Here is a 23,061-nt window from a genome sequence, read left to right as displayed (position 1 = left end):
TCTCGGCACTGTTCTTGTGGTGCAGGCTCTTCGGCCTCGGATAGGGTTCAGCGTTGCAGAGAAAGAGCCCAGGTCGGCCAGATCTAGCGTGCGGCCTTGGTGGGCCATAAAAAGGGCCTGGTTTGGCGACCTGGAATGGACCTGACCATCCGTAGTGTGACGGATCTGGCCCAACACACAAAACGGGGCACTGGACGGTAAATTGACCCTCAAATATCTCGACCAGACTGGCCTCTCTGATGTTATCGGTGGGGGCGACGTGGTTTAGGCGAGGCTCTGGGCAACAATTTGAGATCCCCACTCGGTGGGGATCCTCTGGACGGATCAATCTCATCGGTAGCTACAGCCTGCACAACTGCGCAGAACAGCTGGAAGTTCGCGAACTGGAAGGCACGTGCAATGGGGATCAGGTCATCGCTTATTTGGACACGCTGGCAGGCAACTGTCGTCCTGACCAGCTGACGGTCGTCGTGTTGGACATCGCTCCCTTGTGAAAGGGAGCGAAACTCAAGGAAAAGACTGTGGGATGGGAGAAACAGGGCCTGTACCTTCGCTATCTTCCACCCTACGCGCCCTTTCTCAACCTCATTGAGGAGGTCTGGCGCAAGCTCAAGGGCCTCCTCATGCCTCGCCGCTGTTATAACTCGGTTGCTGAACTCCGTGCTGCACTTCTCAGCGGGCTAAAGATACTTCAAGCGAAGTTTATCTAGATGTTAGATGCGGCATACTTAGATAGTACCGTCCGAGTTTCCCGAGCCGCTGGTGTTGCGAATTGCCAGTTCACGTGGACCAACCGCGCATTACAGTGGGTTTCCCAGGCGTGTATCTCATGCTCGACGGCCCCTTTACTCGCAGGACGTTGTCCGCGACACTGACGTTGCAGTGCAGACCCACACGGGCTCGGCCATGACTTCCAAGTGGGCCTGCAAAACCTCTTCCTGTCCCAGGGCTGCCCGGCAACGTTTTCTAGGATTGACGAACGATCATCCTCGCTCTGATGCTCAGGCACGGCCGCCAGAAGTCATTGAGTTGACCCTGGACGTCCGCTGGCGTTTGCTGACCTACCTTTACGTCCCCAGTGAATTTCACAGTGGACCGCTGTTTGGTAGGCGCCCCTATGGGGTCAGGCACATCGCCCAAGCGGCTCGGGGAGTGCCGCCGGGCCTGTTACCTGACGACTCGTCAGCATTTTATTTGAATAACTGCTACGTGTTGGGTTGGAGCAACGCGCTCACTGAGGGAGACAGCGACATCGATTGGGTGGGGCACTGGTTGATTACTCCGGATGGCCGTTTGGGCAGGTCGGCAGATCGTGTGGACTGGCTGGGCCAAGCTCAAGCACTGGCGCTCGCCGACGAGGAAACCTTTGTCGTGATGTTGGGAACTTGGTATAAGCCTGTCAAGCGGCGTCCGCGTTGATTCTCAGCGCGGGAGTCGTCGTCGCGGACGCCGCTTGACGCAATACAGGAAACAGTTCCCGTGCACTATGGGTTCTGAGAATGCGCCGTGAAGTCCGTTGATTTTTGCCAGCAGCCTTCAGTTTGGCGAGAAATGCTTTGGTGCGCTCATCCTGTCGCAACCGCACAATCGCCACGATGTGCAGCGCCCAGTTGAGGCGCCGATTCCCACCGGTGTTGAGCTGCATTCGAGTGGTCTGACCGCTCCCCCGCTCAACAGGTGCGGCTCCGCAGTCGCTCGCACAATGACATTTATTTTTGAAGCGCTCAATCCTCCCTGTTTCACCCAACACGATCTCTGCCACGACAGGCCCAATCCCTTGAACCTCGAGCAAGCTCGGCATTCAGGAGGTCAGGACCGCCTTGAGTTGCTTCTCGAGCACCTTCAGCTGCTCTAGGGGGGTCTTCATCACCGTTTCCAAGATGGGGCGCACAGAGGACGTGGCCACCAGCGATGCCAATGTCGCCTTGTGTGCCTGGTGTTCTTGAGAGAGCTTGCGCTGAGCGGGGGTGAGCTCCTGCATGCACGTTGCTGTGCCCCCAACGCAAACTTCGGTAACTCCGGATTGGCGATGAGCGCTCGAGCGGCGTTTTGTACATCAACGACGTCGTTCTTCTTACGGCCCTTTCGAGCCCGGTACCGGCTTGTTAACGTTGCAGGAATGTGGGTCACTGGTTCGTGACCCGCCAGGAGTTGGCTGACAAACGCCATGATGAAGCGGTTCGCCGCACCTTCGATCTCCCATTGCCGACACGGATACGGTAGCGCGAACATCTGCAGCTGCGCGAGACCTTCAGCGGTGTTCGCAACCGTCAGAGATGCTAACGGAGTGCCCTGCTCGTCAAGGGCAGCCACGGTGTGACTGTCAGGATGGGGATCAAGTCCGACTGTGATCAGCCCAACCTCCAAATTCAAGCGGGATGAGCCGCGCGCAGCTCTGTCAAATTGGGCCCCAAGGCAGCCTGGTATCTGGCGACGCAGCGGATCCAGCTGAGGATGGTGGTGTGCAGTGGTAATGCTCCAAGAAATTCTTCAAGCGGCGTTGCGAGCGTTCGCCGATGAGGTGAGTGTAGACCAAGGCGTGGCGTAGCCCAGCGCCGAGTGACGGCGCTGGTGGTTGTACCAGCGGTGAAACTCGGGCATGGCCGTACGAACTTCAGCCATCGTCTGCCAGTCGTGACGGAAAGCAAATTGATATTTGTAGGTTCTGTTGAGTCTCTCCAAGATTCCGGTGCCGCCGGGCTGGGAGACTTTTGAGCGCACCCAGCGGCCGTACTTCAAACAGCCCTGTTGAAAGACCTCACCCGTGAAGTCGCTGCCACCGTCACTCTGCACGAGGAGGGTGTCCGGGTGGCCCTCGGCCCGCAGGACAGCGACCGCTTCGTCAAGCGTGAGCTTGGCGAGGTGCATGGATAAGCTCCGCACCACCCGGCTGGCCAAGACCACCCGTGAAAGAACGTCCAGCACGAAGTAGATCCAGCAGACGCCGTCCGGGAGGGAGAGGCGCGCCCGCGTCGATCTGTACCCGGCGGCCTTCGGGCCAGTCCTGAGGACTGGAACCTGGTATGTCAAGTCGGCGGGGAAAAGACTCAAAAAGATCCTATGAAGGGGCAGGGATGGGGCTGCCCAGGTGACAGGCGTGCAAGGTTCGGTACAGCTCGCGGGCCAGGTGCGTCTTGAGTGCTCGAAGGGCCGCCCGTTTTGTTTTTCCCTCCTGCTCCTTCTTGGCCACAAATGTTTTGGTGCGTTCGTCACAGCGTCGCCGGGTCAAGGCCATCAGGTGGAGCACAGGGTTGAGCTGTCGGTGGCCACCGACGTTCACGCACCAGCGTGTGTTCTTTCCGCTGCCCCGCTCCACGGGGGCAGCGCCGCAGTCACTGGCAAAGTGATGGACGTTTTCAAACCGCTGGATGTCACCCATTTCGGCCAGTACGGTGCCGGCCAGCACCACGCCGATCCCCTGCAAGGTCAACAGGGTGGGGGCCACTTGAGCGACCAGGGTCGCCATGGCGTGTTCCCGCTCTTTCCATGCTGCTTCGAGAGAAGTCAGCACCGCCTGCAGGGCGGTGCTCAGCGAGGCAGCCATGGTATCTGGGAGCGCTTCGAGCATCATCTGGTTCGCTTTGCGCTGCTGAGCCAGCTTGTCCCGCGTGCGGGACAATTCCTGCAACCGGGTACGCTGCTCGCTGAGCTGGTCGGGCGGGAGTTGCGGGTTGGCCAGCAGCACCCGAGCGACGTTCTCGGCATCGACCAGGTCGTTCTTTTTCTTGCCGCGACGCGCACGGTACTGACGGGTCAGGCTGGGGTGGATGTGAGACACCGACTGATCATTGGCAAAGAGCAGGGCCAGCAGGGGAGCCACGTACCGGTTGCCTGCACCTTCAATGGCCCAGCAGTGCAGTTCAAAACGAGCAGACCAAGCACACAACTGATTCAGGCCTTCGGCGTCGTTCTGGACGCTCAGGCTGTCCAGTCCCAGTCCACGCGAATCGAGAGCGACGGCGGTATGGGTCGTGGGGTGGGGATCAAGTCCAAGAATGATCATGGCGTCCTCCAGTAGATGTGTGGCGCCGAACCCCCACCCGCGCAGGTCTGTTCTGGATGGGGCCCGCAGGCAGCCTGGTATCAAGCGAAGAGCAGCGGTGTGGTGCCGTTGAGAAAGAGAACGCGCCATTCCAGTCCAAGCGACAAGCGCAGACACTTTGAGGGCGACGCTCTCTCCTCACCTTATTGTTGACATACAGACACTTTGGGAGAAGGGTGTCTTATTTTCCGAGGCTGCGGAGGATGGAGTTGCAGTTCACCGAGCGCCACTCGAATCTGGTGCAATCCGATGGCTTGGCCTTGAGCTTTCAATTCCTGGTACAGCAGCCGGTAGCCCGAATTTGGGTGTAACAACGCGGTCTGGCGCACTTGCTCGTACAGTTCATCCCGATGCTGTTGGCGCGCACAGCGCACCGGTGCGCTGTGCTGATCGTCGCGAAGTCGCCCATACGGGATTTCGGCGTATTGGGCGAAGCGCCGCAAGCTGATCTGGGGATGGCTCTGCCGGAGGACGATCGTATCAATCATCGTCAGAGCCGCCGCACTTTTCGCGCAATATCAAGCTCCAATTCCTTCTCCGCCACAATGCGCTTCAGTCGGTCGTTCTCCCGCTCTAACATACTCACACCTTGATCCGGACGATCTCCCGCGAGGCGGGCACGGCCCGCCTCCAAGAATTGAGCTTTCCAACTGTGGATCAGGCTTTCATGGACATCATGCTGTCGGGCCGCTTCCGCCACGCCCAACTCTCCACGCAAGACGCTCAGGACCATGGCTTCTTTGACGTCGGTCGTCCAGGTTTTCCGTTGTTTCCCCATGATGCTCTCCAGTGTGCTCGTCCCTCGCTTCACAAGGGTCAGGTTCTGGAAGTCATTGCTGGAGCATTACCAGTTCCTAACAAGGCCATGGCGGCAGACAACAGGAGGGCAACACCCCATCCACCCCTGTTATACAGACAAGAGGAAGAAGGCTTGGAATACCGAGCATATGTTGTCCAGGGTCAGCGTGCCCTGGATGTATCTGTTCTGTGCCTCCCAGTATCAGAGGGCTGATAAAGGTTGCCCCTCTTTCAGGTTCCGCTGACCCATCGGACAGGTGTAAGTCAGGCGATGAACTACGGGCTGTTGATTCTCAAACCACTTCGGCAACAGGGCCAGACTCTCTACCAATTGTCTACCCGTCCAAGGCAGCCGGCCAGATTTTGAAAGGTATTTGTAAGGTTTCCTCTTGGAGATGAAACGCTATAGAGGAGGGAGTGGGTGGAAAGCCAGGGTTTAACCCCGGGCTGAGCATACCCACACCTCCCGAGAGGGAGGCTGTATCGGTGGTGAGGCTTGATGGCTCGAGATGGAATGACAAGCCAGCTTCCCACAGCTCTGCTCAACACAGAACACAGTGGCAGGTGGTGAGTGATGAAGTGAGCGGCACCAAAGCCTTTGCTAAATACGGCGAGAACTTTCAGTTTGATGAAAGCTTTCTGGACGACAAAAGCAGCCTGTTCGGTCTGAACACTTCCCAACTCCCGGACGCATCCAGCCTGGAACAGCTAATGTTGGTCCTGACCGTCGCGACCTAGCTACTCGTGTCAAAGGCTTCAGACCGTGCGGCGTAGGGATCGGAGTTTCGTCGGTCCCCACTGGCAGCAGGCACTGAGTTCTCTCAAGAGTGGGCTGCGTGCGGTTCAGTCCGCGCTGAGTCGGGGTCCGGACGGCCTTCTCCTGTCTGACGGCTCAGGTTCACCCTGAGCCGTCCAGCGGGCGAAAATGCTCTCGAACCAGCCCTCGAATCGCCCTCAAGGTCGGTTGGCAGCTCGTTTTTCGTCCCCTCTTGCAGACTAGGTCGAATTAGTAAGAGCTGCGACTCACACTTTTTTATTTCAAGGCCCGTCTCAATTTCTGATGAACCGGTAGGCCTAGAAGGTACACTTCACAAATCTGATAAGAGTCAATCTTAAATCACCCGTCTAGGACAGCATGTCTGGGATATGGCTGGAAAATGTTCTCTTGAGGTTTACGGAGAACACTCTCTCATATTCGCTCATTTTTGTAAGGTTCCCGTTATGGAATTGAAATTAGATTAAGTTTGCCTTAAACCCGGGGACGGGATCAGGCAGCGTCCGATCAGTCGCCCGACCGTAGCCGAGCAGGGGAGACAGCCCAGTTCAGGTCCCCCCGAAATCCTAGCGTCCAAACTACTAAGGAGTTTTATTACGCATCAGCCCTTCCGGGTTCTTTCGCTGATAGCTTAGCTGACCTTGGGCACCGCCGCTGACACGCAGATTATCGGGGAATCCATCTGTAAGTCATGAGCAAGAGGCGGAACACTAAGGTGTAAGAAGTTGTGTTCGAACGTTTAGAGAACTCGCTGAACCGCCCGGCTCGCCCTCGCCCGCTTCCGCCCTTCATGAAAACTTTCAGGAGAATTCGATGCCTCACCGCCTACTAAGTGCACTGCTGCTGACTGCTGGGTTAGCATCTGCACAGGCAGCTTCGCCCGTCAGCCTCAGTCTCATGCTCAGCTCGGTAGAGCGCGTCACTGTGGATGGTAAAGCCACCGAAGTGTTCAAGGCCAATCCCGGCAACGTGTTGCCCGGCTCGGTACTCAGTCAGGTCGTCACAGTTCGCAGTACGGCTGCCAAAACCCTGCTTAACGTGCCGGTGACGCTGCCTGTCCCCAAGAGCACGGTGTATCTGGCCCCTGAGCAGGGCATGACTGCGGTGCGCACCGAGTTCTCCGCTGATGGCGGCAAGACATTCGCGCCGGCCCCACTGAAAAAGAAGATCACAGTGACTGAAAACGGCAAGGCGGTGCAGAAGGACGTGGACGTGAAGCCCAGTGAATACACAGCCGTACGTTGGTTCATCAGTGAACTACGGGCCAACGAGCCACTAAAACTCGGCTACCGCGTCCAGGTCAGATAAAGCAGTTCGGAAGCACTGTCAGTCCGCTCTCCACTCCATCCCTATTCTGTTCGGAGGAACACCATGAAAAAAAGCACCTATCTGCTCTCCCTGATGGCCGCCCTGACCCTGGGTACCGCCAGCGCCGCCACCGAAGCCGGCATTGAGATCGTCAACGTGGCTACCGCCACCTTTGAAGACCCTACGGGCGCTGCAGGCAACACGGCGGGTACCTCAACGTCCAACCCGGTGACCACGACCGTGTTGCCCGTGCCCAGTTTTACGGTCACGCCAAACAATACGGGCACGGCGCCGAGCCCCGACGCTCCTGATCCCACGCTGGACCGCGCCGGCGTGCTGCCCGGCAGCGTCCAGCAGTTCCGCTACACGGTCACCAACACCGGCAACACCCCAGTGGTCGTGCAGTTCAACCCCGATATCACGGCCCTCAACGTAGACCGCACCAACAGCGACGTTCAGAACCTGACCTACTTCGCCTTCACCGATACCAACAACAACGGCGTCATTGACGCTGGCGAGCTCCAGCCCCTGACCGATTCCAACAACGACGGTCTGGTCGAGTCGCCGGCCATTGCCTCGAACGCCGCCATTACCATCGTGCAGAGTTATAAGATTCCTGACGCGGCCACCGCCGGTACGCGCTTCGGCGCCAACCCGGTGGCTACCGGTCTGTTCGACAACACTCCTGACGCGCAGAACTCCGGCAACAACACCTACACCAGCACCGTCACGGTGACCAACAACGGCGTCACCAGTACCCTGGTGGACAACAACAACTTCAACCGTTCGACCGTGTATACCCCCGGAGTGAGTGTGGCGCCCATCGACGCTAACGGCGTCGGTGGCACGACCCCCGCGCCCGGCGGCAACACCGACGGCCGTCAGGATCCTCCTGCTCAGGTCACCCCTGGCGGCACACTGCCCGCCTACAACGACCCCAACCCCAACGGTGGCAACGGCGCCGTGGTGCTGGTGGGCGTCAACGGCAACAATCAGTCGGCCTTCCCCAAGGCCGACGCCGAGCTTGTGAACGATGACCGCGTGACTTTCATCAACTCGGTCACCAACAGCGGCACCCAGACTGACTCCTTCCTGCTGCTGCCCCCACTCAACCTGCCTGCTGGCGTGACAGTGACCTACTTCGACGCCGCTGGCAACGCGTTGCCCACCACGACCGTGAACGGCGTGGCCTACGGCACCCTGCAGAACGTGACTGCCGGTGAGACCCGCAACTTCCGGGTACAGGTGAACTACCCTGATACCGGCGGCGTGAACAGTCCTGTACCGGTGATCAACGTCGAAATCGGTATTGACTCGCTGAGCGACGCCGACATCCTGCCCAACGCCAGCAGCACCGACACTGTCTTCACGCCGGACCTGCAGTTCGGTGACTCCACCCTGGCCCTGGGCACCTCGGCTGGCCCAGTGGTAACCGACGCCGTGACCCCCGGCACCGCCGACACCGTGGCCTTCTTCCCGATGGACGTGTTCAACGCGGGCGGTTACACCGATACCTTCACCCTGAGCGGCTCGGTGCCCTTCACGGTGCTGAACGCCGGCGTGCCCTCGACCAGCACGGTCACGGCCACATACTACACCTACACTGACGTGAACAACGACGGCACCTTTACCAGCGGCACCGACACGCTGGGCAGCGTGGTCACCAGCACCGGTCCTCTGGCCGCCGGCGCCGAATTCAAGGTCGTGGCTCTGGTCACCGTGCCGGCTAACACCCGCGCTGGCCTGTATACCGTGAGCCAGTCGGCGACCGGGAACTACAGCACCATCTCCCGTGGCGACACGAACGACGTGGTGCAGGTGCTAAGCACCGCCGCCACTGTTACGCTGGCCAAGAGCGGGCGCAACGCCACTGTCAACCCCGGCGGCGCCTTCGTGACCACGGGCCTCACTGCCAAGCCCACCGACACCGTCGAGTACCGCATCATCGCCACCAACACCTACAACACCGATGTGCGCAACTTTATCCTGACCGAGCAAAACAGCGCACAGGGCAACGTGTTCACCTACGGCACCTTCGCCGGCGTTTCGAGCAGCACGACCCAGGCCGGCGGCACAGTGCTGTACCGCTTCAACGGCGGCGCCTGGCAGACCGGCACCGCTCTGCCTGGTGGCTTGGCTGCCAGCGCCGTGATCCGCGTGGACGTGGGTGTGGACACCAACGCTGACATCAACATCACCCGCGACGACGTCCTGTCGGCCAGCCAAACCGTGACCACGAACTTCACCGTCACTGTCAAGTAAATCCTCTCGCGGCGCGCCCTCCAGCTTTGGTGGGGCGCGCCATGCTCTCTAACAGCAGACCTTCTAACATCAGAACCCCTTTTTAAGGCCTCAGCCCTGCTTGTTCCCCCACCCCATCCAGGAGACCCTTGTGACCCGTTCCCACACCCACCGCCTGCTAACTGCGTTCCTGGCCCTGAGCGGTCTGGCGGGCGCGGCCGGCACACCAGCCGGTACCGTGATTACCAACCAGGCCACCGCCACCTTCGACCCGCCCGCCCCCGGTACGCCGGGCGAAAGCATCAGCAACGTGGTCTCGACCGCTGTGCAGGCGGTGTGCGCCGTGAGTGTGACGCCCAACGGCAGCGTCAGCGCGCCGGGTCAGGCGGTCAGTGTGCTGCCAGGTGAGCGCGCCGTATTCGCCTATACAGTCGTGAACGCAGGGAACGCTGAGGCGACGCTGCCCCTGGGCGCCCGCGCCGAGGCGGCCAGCGCCTTTGCGCCGCGCCTGAGCGTCTACCGCGACCTGAACGGGGACGGCGCCCTGAATCCCGGCGAGTCCGAGGTCAGCAGCGTGACTCTGGGCGCGGAGCAGACGGCGCGTGTGTTGCTGGTGGCCGACACGGGCGAGACGCAGGGTGACGCCTTTGTCAACCTGATCGCCAGTTGCGCCGGAGGTCAGAGCGCCGACAGCGACAACGTGAGTCTGGTGCGGGTGGGGCCGCCGCCCGTGCTGGACGTGCAGAAGTCCTTCAGCCCGTCGCTGGTGCGCCCCGGCACCGAGACCACCGTTACCGTCAGCACCCGCAACAGCGGTCAGGGGGAAAGCCGTGAAGTGATCCTTACCGACCTGCTGACCGATCAGCTCTCGCAGGGCCTGGAGTTTGTGGCCGGCAGCGCCCGCACCAACCTCGGCACGCTGGAATACACCCAGGACGGCGTCACCTGGACCGAGCAGGAACTGGCCCCGGTGCGCGGCGTGCGGGTGCGCGTACCCAGCCTGGCCCCCGGCGCGGCGCTGAGCCTGACCTTCCGCATGCTGGCGGGTGCCCAGGCCGAGGGCCGCGTGATTCTCAACACCGCCACAGCGCGCACCGGTGGCCGCGAGGTCAGCGGCAGTGCCAGCGCCGACGTGCGCTATCTGCCCGGTGTGGCGATTGGCCCGCTGGGCGTCCCCGAGGTCCCCGAAGGCACATCTGCCGACACCCAGACCACCCCTTTTGCTGTGGTCGGCCAGCTGGTGTGCTTTGACCACACCGCCAAGAACACCGGTGACGTGCGCGACGCGTTCCGCCTGACCGTGACCTACCCGCAGGGCGCAGCCCGCGCCGAGTTTCAGAATGAGGTCGGGCAGCCGCTGACTCAGCCGCTGCTGCTGGACCCCGCTCAGACGGCCTTTGTGCGCGTGTGTTATGAGCCGCAGCAGGCCGGTGCGCTGGACGCGCTGATCACCATTACCGGGGAGCGCGGCACCCGCAACACCACCCGCGATCAGGTGACCTCGGTCGAAGGTGGCCTGCCCGAGCTGCGCAAGGCTTACATGGCGACCACGCAGGGCACAGGCGGGCAGACCGTCGCCGTTCCAGAAGGCAGCACGGTGGCCGCCGGCGACACCATCACCTATACCCTGACCGTCCGCAACCCCTACGCCCGCCCTCTGACGAACGTAGAGGTCAGCGATCCTCTGCCGGCCCATGTGGACTTCCGGTCGGCGTCAGACGGTGGCGTACTCAGTGGTCAGGCCGGCGCCCAGACGGTGACCTGGACCCTGGGCACTCTGGCCCCCGGCGAGACGCGCACCCTGACCACCGTGACCCAGGTGTCCACCCGCGCAGTGGACGGCGAGAGCCTACGCAACATCTTCAGACTGGTCAGCACCGAGCTGCGCGCGCCTGTGCCCAGTAACGAGGTGCTCACGCCGGTCTGGACCGCCCAGCTGCTCATTCGCAAGGAGGTCAGCGCCCTGGAAGCCACCTTCGGCGACCGTCTGACCTACACCCTGAACATCACCAACCAGTCGGCCACCACCGCGATTGTCGATGCCGTGGTCACCGATACGCCGGCGCGGGGCTTGGACTACATTCCCGGCACCAGCACCCTGGGCGGCCAGCGGCTGGCCGACCCCGAACTCGTGGGCGGCGCGCTGCGCTGGACCGTCCCCGAACTGCCGGCCGGCCGCACCGTAAGCATCAGCTACCAGACCCGCGTGACCCCGGAAGCGACCGGTCAGCTTGTCAACACCGTGGAAGTGCGGGGCACCGGTGCTGGCGGCGCAGCGCGCGCCATTGCCAGCAACCGCGCCACGGCCGTAACCAAGCTCAACCCCCTGAAGTTCTCGCCGAACGCCGACCTGGTAGGCACCGTATTCGTGGACCGCAACCGCAACGGCCTGTTCGATGCTCCGCTTGATACTCCAGTGCAGGGCGCGCGCGTCTTGCTGGCTGGGGGGCGGCAGGTGCTCACCGATCCCGGCGGGCGCTACTCCTTCCCCAACGTGCCTTACGGCACGCACGCCCTGCGTCTGGATCCGGCCTCAGCGCCGTTTCCCCCGCTGCACGTTCCGCAGGACGGCGGCCTGAGCGGTACCCAGACGGTGTTCGTGCGGGGCCTGACCAGCGTGGACTTTCCGCTGGCGCCCCTGGGCGGCGACATTGACGCCCTGCGCGACACGGTGCTGGTCGTGGGAGACGTACGCGTCGAGAAGGCGGTGTACAGGGAGGCAGGCGGTTACATGGTCACCCTGCGCGTGGTGACCCCGCGTGCACTGGAGGCCGTGACCCTGCTCGACCCCCTCCCGGACGGCGCCGCGCTGAAAGAAGGTCGTAATACCTACAGCGGTAATTTGGCTGCCGGTGAACTGAATCTCACCTACCGCTTCGACTGGACCGGCGGGCCGCGCGCGGCCACCACCGACCCGTCACTGAGCTGGAGGTATTAACGTGAAATCAAGCCCCAAGTGCCTTGCCGCCCTGCTGACGGCCCTGCTGGCCTCCGGTATCGGTACGGCGCAGGACCTCAGCACCAGCCTGCCCCTGACCACGGTCGGGGACCGCCTGATGTGGACCGTCGGGGACCAGAACCTTACGCTGGACGTGCCGCTTGCCGGCCGCGTGCGCCTGGAACTCTACAGCCCCCGCGTGGACAAGGGTGATTACCGCAGCGACACCTATTACGGCGATGAGCAGTACGACGCCGGCCGCAGCGACGTGACCACCACCTTCACCCTGCTGGGCAGTGACGGCAAAGCGCTGCTGAGCCGGACCTTTGCCCCCGGCGAACACGCCTGGGAAACCCTGCTCGATCGGGACCTGCCCGCCGGGCAATACCGCCTGCAGGCGGTGACGAGCGGCAACGGCAAGAACACCTTTGCGGTACGCCTGGCCGGGGTCAGCGCGGCCATCAGCGCCGAGCGCCTGAGCGTGAACGTGCACTCGCGTGACTGGGTGCCCGCCCTGAACCTGACCCTGGACGGCCGCGTCGACCACGTGCTGCGCCTGTACGACGGCGACGGCACGGCCGAACTCGAAGCGCAGCTGCGCGACGAGCAGGGCAATGTCACGCCGCTGCAGGTCAGTGCAGACCTGGTGTTCAACGACCTGCCGCTCCCCGCCCGCGCCGGCAACTACACGCTGGAACTGCGCCAGCCGGCTGCGGCCCGCCAGTACAGCAATACCGTGGGCTTCAACCTGACCCGCGCCGGCGCACCGGTCCCCCTGACCGTGGCCCGCGTGGACCAGACCGGTCTCCTGCGCGTCACCGCCGAACTGGTGCTGCCGGGCGGGGCTCAGCCCACCCAGGCCACCGCCCTGATTGGTCAGATTTCTGTGACAGTTCCGGGCACCCTAGTGCAGCGCGTGCCGGCCGGCCCCTACCCGGTGACGCCCGATCCGGTGACCGGCGCGCAGGTGACCGTCGCCGCCTCCAACGTCACTGTGCCGCGCGGCGGTGTGGCCGAGACCCGCATTCAGGTTCGCCCCGAGGTGGCCCTGAGTGTGGAGGTGGACAAGGCCGAAGTCTGCGTCGGCGACACGGTGACCCTGATCGCCCGCGCTCAGACCGCCTTTGCCGGCGAGCTGCCGCTGGACCTGAGCTTTGAGCTTCCCGAGGGCTTGACCGTGCAGGGCGTCAACTCCCTGCAGGGTACCCTGAGCGCCGCGCGCCCTGGCGAGCTGCGCCTGAACGCCACGGCTACCCAAGCCGGCCCCGTGACAGTCACGGCCCGCCTGAACCCCTGGGCACAGACCCAGGCGGTGAAGGTGGAGGTCCGCCCGGACGTCACCACCCTCCAACTGGTCCGCGAGCCCCTAGCCCCAGCGGCGCCCGGCGACGAGGTCACGGTCGCCCTGCGCCTGACCAATACCGGCGCACAGGCGGCGACCTACGACCTGACTGACACGGCTGGCACCGGCCTGGAGACGCTGAGCAGCCCCCGCTTCACGGGCACATTGGCCGCTGGTGAGACCCGCACCCTGAGCTACCGCGCCCGCGTGACCGGCACCGAGGCGGTGGCGCTCGACGCCTCGCTGACGAGTTCTAGTTGCGCAGCCACGCAAAACGTGAGCGGCACCCTGGCTGTCCAGGCGCCTGCTCCTGTGGCGGTGGCCGGGCCAGTGCCCGTGAGCACAGCGCCAATCAATCCAGCCCCAACCCCAGCTGAGCCAGCCCCGGCCCCCGAAGCCCGGCGCGCGAGCACCGTCACCCTGCCCTTTGACGCGCCCCAGCAGGCCCGTGAGATCGTGGTGGCCCACACCCCGCCCGGAGGCGCCACCTTCGTGACCGGCAGTAGCCGCCTGAACGGGCAGCCCCTGGCCGATCCCCGGCGCGGCGCGAGCGGTCAGCTGTACTGGGTGATTCCCCAGAGTGCCCTGATCCAGGGTCAAGCCGCGTGGCGCGGCACCGTGAGCTACGAATTGGCCCACAGTGGTCCGCTGGGCGCCCTGGGTGCGCCGTCTCTGCTGGTTCGCTACGCCGGCGAACGCCGCGAGGTTCTGGCAGGCCAGATCAACGAGGCCGACCTCGGTGCGGCTCAGCGGCTCAGCGCTCCTGATGCTGTGACCGAGAACACCGGCGCCATCAGGCTGCCCGTGCAGGGCAGCCTGATCCGGCAGCGCGACCGCATCAATGTGGTGGTCAGCGTGCCGGCTGGTCAGGAAGCCGCGCTCAACGTGAACGGGCAGCCCATCGAGGTCAACCGCATTGGCGAGATCACCACCAACGAAGACGGCAGTCGCCGGATCACCTACGTGGGCGTGCTGCTGAAACCGGGTCAGAACGTTCTTCAGGCTGGCCAGGATCAGGTGAGTGTGCAGCTCGTGGGCGCCACCACGAAAGTGGAACTGACGCCCGTGTCCCTGATTGCTGACGGCAGCACGCCGCTGCGCCTGCGCGTGCGCGCCCTAGACGCCAGCGGTAACCTCAGCGACCAGGAAACAGTGACGCTGAACAGCAGTCTGGAGCCCCAGCTCCCCGACGCTGAGCCGGGTCAGCCCGGGTATCAGGTGCGGCTGCGTGAGGGTGAGGGCGAACTCGTCTTACAGGCCCAGGCCGCGCCCGTCGCCTTGAGCGTGACCTTGCAGCAGGGCCAGGAGGTCAGTACCTCCCGCTACGAGGTGGGCCCTGACAGCAGCCGCGTGGGCGTGGGTATGGTGAGCGCCACCCTGGGTCTGGACGGCAGCCTGAACCTGAGCGAGGACCTCAGCATTCAGGCGCGCGCCTCCTACGAAGGACCCCTGGCCGGCGGCAAGCTCTACGTGGCCGCCGACAAGGACGGCCTGCCCACCGACAACGACACCCTGAAGCGCTTTTCCCTGTTTGGTGACAGCAGCGTCGCCTCGGTCCCGCTTCAGGGCATCGACCCGGTCGCCGTCCGCTACGAGCATCCCACTTTCCGCGCCGCCTACCGCCGCAGCGCCCTGCCGATTGACGTCCTCCCGGTGGGGGAGCAGCTGACCGCGCTGACCGCCAGTACCAAGGGCCCCGTGCAGGTCAGCGGCTTTGCCGCCCTGGTGCCCGGCGACCGCATTGTCGGCGAGCGCCTGACGCCCGAAGGCAACCGCCTGCTGCGCCTGTCACGCGGCGACGTGGCCCTGGGCAGCGAAACCCTGGAAGTGGTGACGCTGGAACGCGTGACAGGCAAGGAACTGACCCGCGAGCCCCTGGCCCGGAACGTGGATTACGTGCTTGATCCGCGCACCGGCATCATCACCCTGACCCGCTCACTCGACCGCGTGGACGCCGAGCTCAACGACGTGGTCGTGCTGGCCAGCTACCGCCTGGACAGCCCCCTGAGTAACCGCGCGCTGGCCTTCGGCGTACAGGCCAAGTACGTCGGTGAAGGCTATGCCGTGGGCGTGGCAGCCGTCAGCCTGGACAGCCGCGTGACCACAGGTGTGCGCGCCATCTACGACAACGGCACCGTACGCGCCGATGGTCTGGTGGCCTACTCGGGCGGCGTGCAGGCCAGCGCCGACCTGGGCGTCAAGCTGGGCCGCACCACAGTGCAGGGCCGCGTGCGGTATCAGGACGGCACCTACAATGGTCTTGCGCCCCTGACGCCGGGTCTGAATGTCAGCGCCAACGTGGACACCCGCCTGACCGAGCGCTTGAGTGCCAACGTGCAGGCCGAGTACGCCAGCACCGCCGCTTCTCAGGGCGGCAGCGTAACCGCGCGGGCCGATTACAATCTCAAGCCATTCAGCGTAGGGGCAGGCCTGCGGGCCGCCTTCGGCAGCCAGTCGGGTCTGGGCGCCGTGATCAGTGCCGGGTACCATCAGGCGCCCATTGACGTGGACGTGGTCCATGTGCAGCCTCTCAGCGGCAATCTGGACCCCACCACGACCGTGAAAGCCAAGTACGCCGTCAGCGACACCCTGAGCCTGGGCCTGACCGATGAGATCAACTGGAATACTGGTCACCGCGCGGCTCTGAGCCTGACCAACAAGGTGGGCAACACCAACTATGAGGTCGCCTACGACCTGCCCACCGCCGGCGGCCAGGGCAACCGCGCCCGCTTTGGAGTAACCACCAGCCTGCCCATTAACGAGCGTCTGACTGCTGGTCTGCGCGGCAGCGTGCTGTACGACGTGAACACGCAAGACAGCGAACTGGGCGCTGGAGTGGACCTGCTATACAGGGCCGGCCGCCTGACCGCCACCACCGGCACCGACTTGACCTACAAGGCCGGCGAGTTTGGCGTGGTGGTGCGCGGCGGCGTGAGCGGCCAGGTGAACGACCACCTGACTCTGAGCGCCGACGGCTTGGGCGAATTTGGTGTCAGTCACAGTGGGCTGCGCACAGCCCTTGGTTACGCCTACCGCAACCGCACCTTTAACAGTCTGGGCACGGTGCGCTACATCAGTGGCTCACTGGCGGGCGGCAAGCCCGAACTGACCAGCAACTTTGCCGCCGAGTACCGCCAGCCCACCTGGGCCGTGCGGGCCGGTGTCGATACCCGGACCCTGCTGAACGACCGCGGCAGCTTCACGGCGCAGGTGGGCCTGGGCGGCACGTACTACGTGACCGACCGCATCGGCATCGGCGCCTGGGGCCGCGCGTTGACGCAGCTCAGCAGCGGCATCACCCAATACGGTTACGGCTTGGAGGCCAGTTTCCGTGCCCTGCCCGGTACCTGGATTACGGCCGGCTACAATCCGGCGGGCTTTACGGGTCTGGGCAACGCCTACACGAAGCAGGGGGCTTACCTGCGCTTGGATCTGACGCTGGACGAGCAGGTGAATCGATGAGTTTCACTTCAATAAAGGAGGGCTCGATGCGCCCGCTGATTTGTCTTTTGTTTCAGCTGGCCCAAGTGGTGGGCCGGCTCCCACGAATCAGGTCCCGGCTCGCAGCCTTGCTGGTGACCCTCATGGGCACGGCGATGGCGGCCCCCAGCTACTGTACTGCCACCTACGTGATCACGAGCGCTGCCACACAACAGGTCGGGTATTTCAACTTCAGTACCAACGCGTACGTGCCGCTGTTCACAGCGGCCAGTACAAACAGCAACGCACTGGCTGAAAGCCCAGTCAACGGCTTTCTGTACTACATCGAACGCAACAACAACCAGTTGCGGTATATCAACCCAGCCACGGGGGTTGACACACTGGTGGGCAGTTCTCCAGCACCGGCCAGTGGAGCCAGCGTGGTTGGTGGTACCTTCGACACCGCCGGCAACTATTACGTGTACTACAGCAACGGCCGTTATCTTCAGCTGAACCCGGCAACAGGCGCTCAGGTTGGCGGGGCCAGAACCATCAGCGGGCCAGCGGGGTACACGCTCAATGCTACGTCCAACGGGGACTTTGCGATTGATACGGCGGGTCAGGTGTACATCATCGTGGAAGCGAACACCAACGGTGGATCCACCTATAACCCCTATGTCTGGCGCTTGGATGTCGCTTCTGGTGTGCTGAGCAATCCAGTCGCCCTCCGTACCTCAGGCGGCACCTTATGGACCGGCACTGTCAACGGCCTGTCGATTGATCCCTTTAGCAATACTGTCCTGGTTAGCAGTGCAACAGGTGCGGCGAGCACAGGCGGCACTGCTGGTCTGTATTCCGTGAACCTCACGACTGGCGTGACCACGCTGCGACAGGCAGTCCCCGGAATCACCGACTTGGGGAACTGTGGGATCGTCCCTAACGCCCCGACCCTCAGCAAAAGCTTCAACCCATCGTCACTGGCCTCTGCGTCTGGCACCAGCGTCCTGACGATTACAGTGGGCAATTCTAACTTGATGCCGATCTATACCTTTGCTGACTTGATAGACACCCTGCCGGCTAGCTCTGAAGGTGTTATGACGGTGGCGTCCATACCGAATGTCGGGGGAACCTGTCTGACCACTGGTACCGTGACAGCCCCAGCTGGTAGTCGAACAGTTACTCTGAATAGTGGCGCCCGCATTCCAGCTGGTGGATGCACCATCACCGTCAATGTCTCCGTTTCAGCCGCGGGCACTTACACGAACACCCTCGGCGTTGGGGCTCTTGTGACCTCGACGGGCACCAACGCGTCGGCGGCTAGCTCCACTCTGCCGGTAGGGGCTGATCTGGCGATCACAAAAACAGACAATGTGAGCAGCGTGACCTCCGGCAGCGCAACCACCTACACGGTGCGCGTCACAAACAATGGGCCCAACAGTGTCACCGGCGCGATTCTCAAAGATCCCGCTGCAAGCGGATTGACCAAGACTACAGTGGCCTGCTCGCCAACCACAGGCGCCTGCACCGCTGGCACCACACCCACAGTGACCCAGCTGGAAAGCGCCGGTGGATACGCCCTGCCCACCCTGGTCACTGGAGCTTTCTATGAACTGAGGATTACGGCGACTGCCACCGCTGCCAGTGGTTCGGTCAGCAACACGGCAACTGTGGATGCGCCCGCTGGCACCACAGACTCCACATTGGGGAACAACACTTCTACAGATACCAATACCATTACAGTAGATGTAGGCATAGACAAGGCTGGCCCGGCCTTTGCGAAGCCGACAGAAGCCTACACGTACACTGTTACGGTTACCAATACCACTGCAGGCGCCGCTACCAACGTCACAGTCAGCGACACGTTGCCTGCTGGCCTGACCTTCGTTAGGGCCTCAGACGGCGGTACGTACAACAGCGCCAACCGCACTGTCACGTGGACGCTAGCCAGTCTCGCCGGCAACGCCACCAAGACGCTCACCCTGACCGTCACCGCGCCGGCTGCTGCGGCCATCAGCCCCACTGGCGGTATCAAGAGCGTGCAGAACACCGCCACGGTCTCGGTAACCGGCGACTCGAACGCGGGCAACAACACCTCGGCTGCCGTGACCACCCGCTTCGTGCTGACCGAGGTTGTCAAGCGCGTGCGGAATGTCAGCACGGGTGGTACTTTCGGCACGTCGGGTGGCGGCAAGCCCGCTGAAGTGCTGGAATACTGCCTCGATGCCCGCAACTTGGGGGGCGCCAATCTGCCCAACTACGTCCTGACCGATCAGGTGCCCAGCAGCGTCAGCGCTCTGATCACCGGTTATGACGTCGACGAGCCCAGTGCGACCACCGGCTTTGGCATCAAGCTCACGCGCGGCACCACGGGGTACCGCACCAGCGCGGCCGACGCCGACACCGCAACCCTGACCACGACGGGCGGCAGCTTTGGCCAGGGCATCATGACCCTGAGTCTGGGCACCCTGACCGCCGGCGAAACGGTGACTGCCTGCTTCCAGGCGACCATTCGTTAAAAAACCGGGTCTCAAAACAGACGCGCGCCCCTGGTGAATGGGCGCGCGTCTACATTTGGGTGATGCGCTCAGTCGCGGCAGGGCAGGCGATTGTAGGACGCGGTGCACGGGGCTCACGCGGCGCAACCTTGTCTTCCAGTTCGGGGCGGATCAGGTAAATCTTGCCCTGCTCATCAATGTTGGTAATCTTGACCTCAAGGCGTCGCTCACATTCAGCACGTCTTTCACGGCGTTCATGCGCTACCCGAATGTCAATCACTTCGCCAGTGATTGCGGCGCTGCTCTAGTGGAACGGGGGAGCGGAAAGAACCCACGCTGGTGCGTGAATGTCAGCGGCAATCGGCAACTAATACAGTGCTTCACCTGATGGTGCTCACCCGACTGAGGTGTGAAGAGCGCACCAGCACATTCGTCACGAAGAAGGGGCAAGAGGGAAAAACGAAACGGGCGGCACTCCGCGCGCTCAAGACTCACCTGGCTCGGGAGTTGTACCGAATATTGCAGGCCAGCCACGTTGATAACCTCCTCCCAGCCCCTCTGAGGGTCTCTTTCTCAGCCGACTTGACATACCAGGTTCGGGTACTGAGCTGGCCGACGTTCTCTGCTCCCAGAAATGCGGATGACAGGTACAATGGAGCGGTAAGTCAGTAGAGTGACAATAACAAAGTTGTGCTGTTCTTAAATAGTTTGCTCACTGTTGATAGCGCTTGATACCGTTACAGTAGTCGGCTGATGAGCGCCGCCCCGCCTTTGCCCCCCCATACGCTGTCTGTGGCCCCGATGATGGACTGGACAGATCGGCATTGCCGCGTGTTTCACCGCACGCTGACGCGCCGCACGCTGCTGTATACCGAAATGGTGACCACAGGCGCGGTCTTGCACGGAGACCGCGAACGGCATCTGGGCTTTACCGCCGCCGAGCATCCGGTGGCGTTACAACTGGGCGGCAGCGACCCGGCGGCTCTGGCCGAATGCGCCCGCATCGCGCAGGACTATGGCTACGACGAAGTGAATCTGAATTGCGGCTGCCCCAGTGACCGGGTGCAAAACGGCTCGTTCGGCGCTTGCCTGATGGCGACGCCCGAGGTGGTGGCCCGCGCAGTCGAGGCCATGCGCGGCGCGACCACGCTGCCCGTGACCGTCAAGCACCGCATCGGTATAGACGATCTGGACAGTTACGATCACCTGACGCGCTTCGTGTCCACAGTGGCCGGGGCAGGTTGCGACACCTTCATCGTGCATGCCCGCAAAGCGTGGCTCAGTGGCCTGTCTCCGAAAGAAAACCGGGAGATTCCGCCCCTGCGCTACGAATTGGTGCAACAACTGAAGGCCGACTTCCCGCACCTGACAATTGTTCTGAATGGGGGAGTGCTGAGCTTAGACGACGCGCGGGCGCACCTGGCCTGGGCAGACGGGGCAATGGTGGGGAGGGCGGCCTATCAAAATCCTTATATTTTGGCCGCCGCTGACCGGGATGTGTTTGGCTCCGAGGTCATACCGCCAACCCGCCGCGAAGCCATCGAAGCTTTCTTGCCGTATGTGGCCGCGCAGGTGCAGCAGGGCCAACCCCTGAACCGCTCTATGCGCCACACTTTGGGCCTGTTCGTGGGGCAGGCCGGGGCCCGCCACTGGAAACGCACCCTCAGCGAAAAAGGGCATCTGCCGAGATCGGGGCTGGAAGTGGTGCGCGAGGCGATGGCTGGCGTCCCTGGCAGCGTGTTAGATGCTCACCCGGAACCACAGGCACTCGCCCCCGCATGATCACACCGCTTCCTCTCCTTCCCGGCCAAACACACCTCTTATATGGACAGCAGCAGCAATGGGTACTGGGGGCTGCTTTCGCTCATGCTCTGCCTGCCGGGTCGGTGCTGTTTCTGGAAGGCGAACTGGGTGCGGGCAAAACCACACTGACGCAGGGGCTGGTGGGCGCACTGGGCTTCACCGAACCCGTGACCAGCCCTACCTACGCCCTGATGAACGCCTACCCCACTCCCGCCGGGCGCGTGCTACACGTGGATGCCTACCGCACCCGCCACCCCGCCGAGCTGTACGAGATGGACTTGGAAGACCTGATCGCGGGCAGCCGCCTGAGCGTGATCGAGTGGGGCGAGGCCTTATATAGCGACTATCCTGACGCGCCGATTGTGCGCCTGCTGCATGTGGACGGAGAGCCGGACGTGCGGCGCGCGGAGCGGCTGCGGTGAGGCGGACTGGCGTCTAAGGGTCAAAGGGCTAAGTGTCTAAGAACGACTTAAAACCCTACTCCACGCTGTTGCCTTGACCACGATCTACATTCTACGGTCCACCCTCTATCGCCCCACCACCTCAGACCCTGGACCTTTAGACTCTTAGACCCTCACTCCTCACCCCACCCGGCGGGCCGCCCGTCCCGGCTCACAGCCTTCACAATGTCTGATATGTGGACGCTCGTTCTGAATTGCGGGTCAAGTAGTGTCAAGTTCGCCCTCCTGAATCCGGCGTCGGGGGAGGTGCGGCTGTCGGGGCTGGCCGAGCGACTGGGTGCGCCCGAAGCGTCGGTGCGGCTGGAACGGGACGGGCAGCGCACCACCCACGCGCTGAAGGGCGGAGCTTACGCCGAGGCCTTTGATATGCTGCTGGCCGAGTTGGACGCGCTGGGCGTGCGCTCGGAGATTTGGGCGGTGGGCCACCGCGTCGTTCACGGCGGCGAACGCTTCAGCGCCCCGGCCCGCATCACGCCCGATGTGCTGGACGCCATCCGGGCCTGTGTGCCCCTCGCGCCGCTGCACAATCCGGCCAATCTGTCGGGCATAGAGGCGGCGCGGGCAGCCTTTCCAGATGTGCCACACGTCGCGGTGTTCGATACGGCCTTTCACCAGACCATGCCCGATGTGGCCTACCGCTACGCCGTGCCCGAAACGTGGTACACCCGGCACGGCGTGCGGAGCTACGGTTTTCACGGCACCAGTCATGCGTTTGTGGCTGCCGAGGCCGCCGCGCTGCTGGGCCGCCCGCTGGCCGAACTGAATCTGGTCACGGCCCATCTGGGCAACGGCTCCAGCGTGTGCGCCGTGCAGGGCGGACGCAGCGTGGATACCAGCATGGGCCTGACCCCGCTGGAAGGTCTGGTCATGGGCACCCGCAGCGGCAACGTAGACCCCGGCCTGCACGACTATCTGGCGCGGCAATCCGGCCTGACCCTGAGCGAAATCACGGCGGCCCTGAACCGCGAATCGGGGCTGCTGGGCCTGTCCAATCTGGCCTCCGATATGCGTGAGCTGGAAGCGGCGGCAACGGGCGGACACGCGGGCGCACGCCTTGCTGTGGATGTGTTCGTGTACCGCCTCGCCAAAACGGTGGCGGGCATGGCGGTTGCGCTGGGCCGCCTAGACGGCCTGGTGTTCACGGGCGGCATAGGCGAAAACAGCGCCACCATCCGGGCCGCCACCCTGCGCCGACTGGGGGTGCTGGGCTTTGAAGTGGATGAGGCCGCCAACGCCAAAGCAGTACGCGGGCAATCGGGCCTGATCACGGCGGACGGTGTTCCGGCGCTGGTGGTGAATACGAACGAGGAGTTGAGTATTGCGCGGCAGACGGAAGAGTTGCTGGTGCACTGAGCTTAGATCGTGGTCTCGATCTTTTTCTACGCTCCACGATCCATGTCCCCCACAGCCCACACTCCATAACCCCCTCCGAAGGAGA

General features: G+C 63.2%; 18 protein-coding genes and 2 pseudogenes. 12 read left to right on the top strand and 8 right to left on the bottom strand.

Features of this window, described 5'->3' with window-relative positions; translation table 11 throughout:
* Positions 1-239 precede the first annotated feature (239 nt).
* The 3 genes from M1R55_RS04870 to M1R55_RS04865 all read left to right on the top strand — a co-directional run bounded on the left by M1R55_RS04870 (position 240) and on the right by M1R55_RS04865 (position 1,419).
* Positions 240-494, top strand: coding sequence for a hypothetical protein (locus M1R55_RS04870; RefSeq protein WP_249393589.1), 255 nt, complete (start codon positions 240-242; stop codon positions 492-494).
* A 27-nt stretch (positions 495-521) separates the two neighbouring features.
* A complete protein-coding gene (locus M1R55_RS32060; protein ID WP_371827158.1) occupies positions 522-710 on the top strand; it encodes a transposase in 189 nt (62 codons plus the stop codon).
* Positions 711-1,194: 484 nt separating this feature from the next.
* Complete coding sequence (locus M1R55_RS04865; protein WP_249393588.1) at positions 1,195-1,419, top strand: hypothetical protein; 225 nt, start codon at positions 1,195-1,197, stop codon at positions 1,417-1,419.
* On the opposite strand, the gene M1R55_RS04860 is transcribed toward M1R55_RS04865, so the two are convergent.
* From M1R55_RS04860 to M1R55_RS04835, 7 genes and pseudogenes are all read right to left on the bottom strand, one after another.
* Positions 1,400-1,801, bottom strand: a complete 402-nt coding sequence (locus M1R55_RS04860) for an IS110 family transposase (RefSeq protein ID WP_249393587.1) — start codon at positions 1,799-1,801, stop codon at positions 1,400-1,402. The two genes, M1R55_RS04865 and M1R55_RS04860, sit on opposite strands and share 20 nt — an antisense overlap.
* Positions 1,802-1,981 carry a hypothetical protein gene (locus M1R55_RS04855; RefSeq protein ID WP_249393586.1) on the bottom strand — a complete coding sequence of 60 codons (180 nt, stop codon included), beginning with the start codon at positions 1,979-1,981 and terminating at the stop codon, positions 1,802-1,804.
* A gap of 107 nt (positions 1,982-2,088) precedes the next feature.
* Positions 2,089-2,313: pseudogene (locus M1R55_RS32055) on the bottom strand (hypothetical protein); the annotation flags it as partial.
* A gap of 177 nt (positions 2,314-2,490) precedes the next feature.
* Positions 2,491-3,051: an integrase core domain-containing protein gene (locus M1R55_RS04850; protein ID WP_249393585.1), complete on the bottom strand. Its 561-nt coding sequence runs from the start codon at positions 3,049-3,051 to the stop codon at positions 2,491-2,493.
* A 7-nt stretch (positions 3,052-3,058) separates the two neighbouring features.
* A complete protein-coding gene (locus M1R55_RS04845) occupies positions 3,059-4,003 on the bottom strand; it encodes an IS110 family transposase (RefSeq protein WP_249393584.1) in 945 nt (314 codons plus the stop codon).
* A gap of 182 nt (positions 4,004-4,185) precedes the next feature.
* Entirely contained in the window at positions 4,186-4,530 is a 345-nt protein-coding gene (locus M1R55_RS04840) for a hypothetical protein (protein WP_249393583.1), read from the bottom strand.
* A 2-nt stretch (positions 4,531-4,532) separates the two neighbouring features.
* The gene (locus tag M1R55_RS04835; RefSeq protein ID WP_249393582.1) at positions 4,533-4,820 is read right to left on the bottom strand and encodes a transposase; all 288 of its coding nucleotides are present in this window, start codon (positions 4,818-4,820) and stop codon (positions 4,533-4,535) included.
* A 587-nt stretch (positions 4,821-5,407) separates the two neighbouring features.
* Here M1R55_RS04835 and M1R55_RS04830 point away from each other — a divergent pair.
* The 6 genes from M1R55_RS04830 to M1R55_RS04805 all read left to right on the top strand — a co-directional run bounded on the left by M1R55_RS04830 (position 5,408) and on the right by M1R55_RS04805 (position 19,380).
* The gene (locus M1R55_RS04830; protein WP_249393581.1) at positions 5,408-5,578 is read left to right on the top strand and encodes a hypothetical protein; all 171 of its coding nucleotides are present in this window, start codon (positions 5,408-5,410) and stop codon (positions 5,576-5,578) included.
* Positions 5,579-6,428: 850 nt separating this feature from the next.
* Positions 6,429-6,923 carry a hypothetical protein gene (locus M1R55_RS04825; protein WP_249393580.1) on the top strand — a complete coding sequence of 165 codons (495 nt, stop codon included), beginning with the start codon at positions 6,429-6,431 and terminating at the stop codon, positions 6,921-6,923.
* A 63-nt stretch (positions 6,924-6,986) separates the two neighbouring features.
* Positions 6,987-9,185 carry a hypothetical protein gene (locus M1R55_RS04820; RefSeq protein ID WP_249393579.1) on the top strand — a complete coding sequence of 733 codons (2,199 nt, stop codon included), beginning with the start codon at positions 6,987-6,989 and terminating at the stop codon, positions 9,183-9,185.
* A gap of 130 nt (positions 9,186-9,315) precedes the next feature.
* Positions 9,316-12,102: a DUF11 domain-containing protein gene (locus tag M1R55_RS04815; protein ID WP_249393578.1), complete on the top strand. Its 2,787-nt coding sequence runs from the start codon at positions 9,316-9,318 to the stop codon at positions 12,100-12,102.
* A 1-nt stretch (position 12,103) separates the two neighbouring features.
* A complete protein-coding gene (locus M1R55_RS04810) occupies positions 12,104-16,906 on the top strand; it encodes a DUF11 domain-containing protein (protein WP_249393577.1) in 4,803 nt (1,600 codons plus the stop codon).
* Between the two features lie 122 nt (positions 16,907-17,028).
* Positions 17,029-19,380: an isopeptide-forming domain-containing fimbrial protein gene (locus M1R55_RS04805; protein ID WP_249394134.1), complete on the top strand. Its 2,352-nt coding sequence runs from the start codon at positions 17,029-17,031 to the stop codon at positions 19,378-19,380.
* Positions 19,381-19,429: 49 nt separating this feature from the next.
* Here the strand turns inward: M1R55_RS04805 and M1R55_RS04800 are convergent.
* A pseudogene (locus M1R55_RS04800) lies at positions 19,430-19,620 on the bottom strand (hypothetical protein); the annotation flags it as partial.
* Between the two features lie 492 nt (positions 19,621-20,112).
* Here M1R55_RS04800 and dusA point away from each other — a divergent pair.
* From dusA to M1R55_RS04785, 3 genes are all read left to right on the top strand, one after another.
* Positions 20,113-21,141 carry a tRNA dihydrouridine(20/20a) synthase DusA gene (dusA, locus tag M1R55_RS04795; protein ID WP_249393575.1) on the top strand — a complete coding sequence of 343 codons (1,029 nt, stop codon included), beginning with the start codon at positions 20,113-20,115 and terminating at the stop codon, positions 21,139-21,141.
* Positions 21,138-21,584 carry a tRNA (adenosine(37)-N6)-threonylcarbamoyltransferase complex ATPase subunit type 1 TsaE gene (gene tsaE / locus M1R55_RS04790; RefSeq protein ID WP_249393574.1) on the top strand — a complete coding sequence of 149 codons (447 nt, stop codon included), beginning with the start codon at positions 21,138-21,140 and terminating at the stop codon, positions 21,582-21,584. Before dusA ends, tsaE begins: the two co-directional genes overlap by 4 nt.
* Before the next feature lie 213 nt (positions 21,585-21,797).
* Positions 21,798-22,976 carry an acetate kinase gene (locus M1R55_RS04785; protein ID WP_305880270.1) on the top strand — a complete coding sequence of 393 codons (1,179 nt, stop codon included), beginning with the start codon at positions 21,798-21,800 and terminating at the stop codon, positions 22,974-22,976.
* Positions 22,977-23,061: the final 85 nt, after the last annotated feature.

Origin of the sequence: Deinococcus sp. QL22 (genome assembly GCF_023370075.1) — a bacterium.
Classification (GTDB): domain Bacteria; phylum Deinococcota; class Deinococci; order Deinococcales; family Deinococcaceae; genus Deinococcus.
The sequence above is the reverse complement of the archived record's forward strand: the minus strand, read 5'-3'. Positions and strand labels throughout refer to the sequence as shown.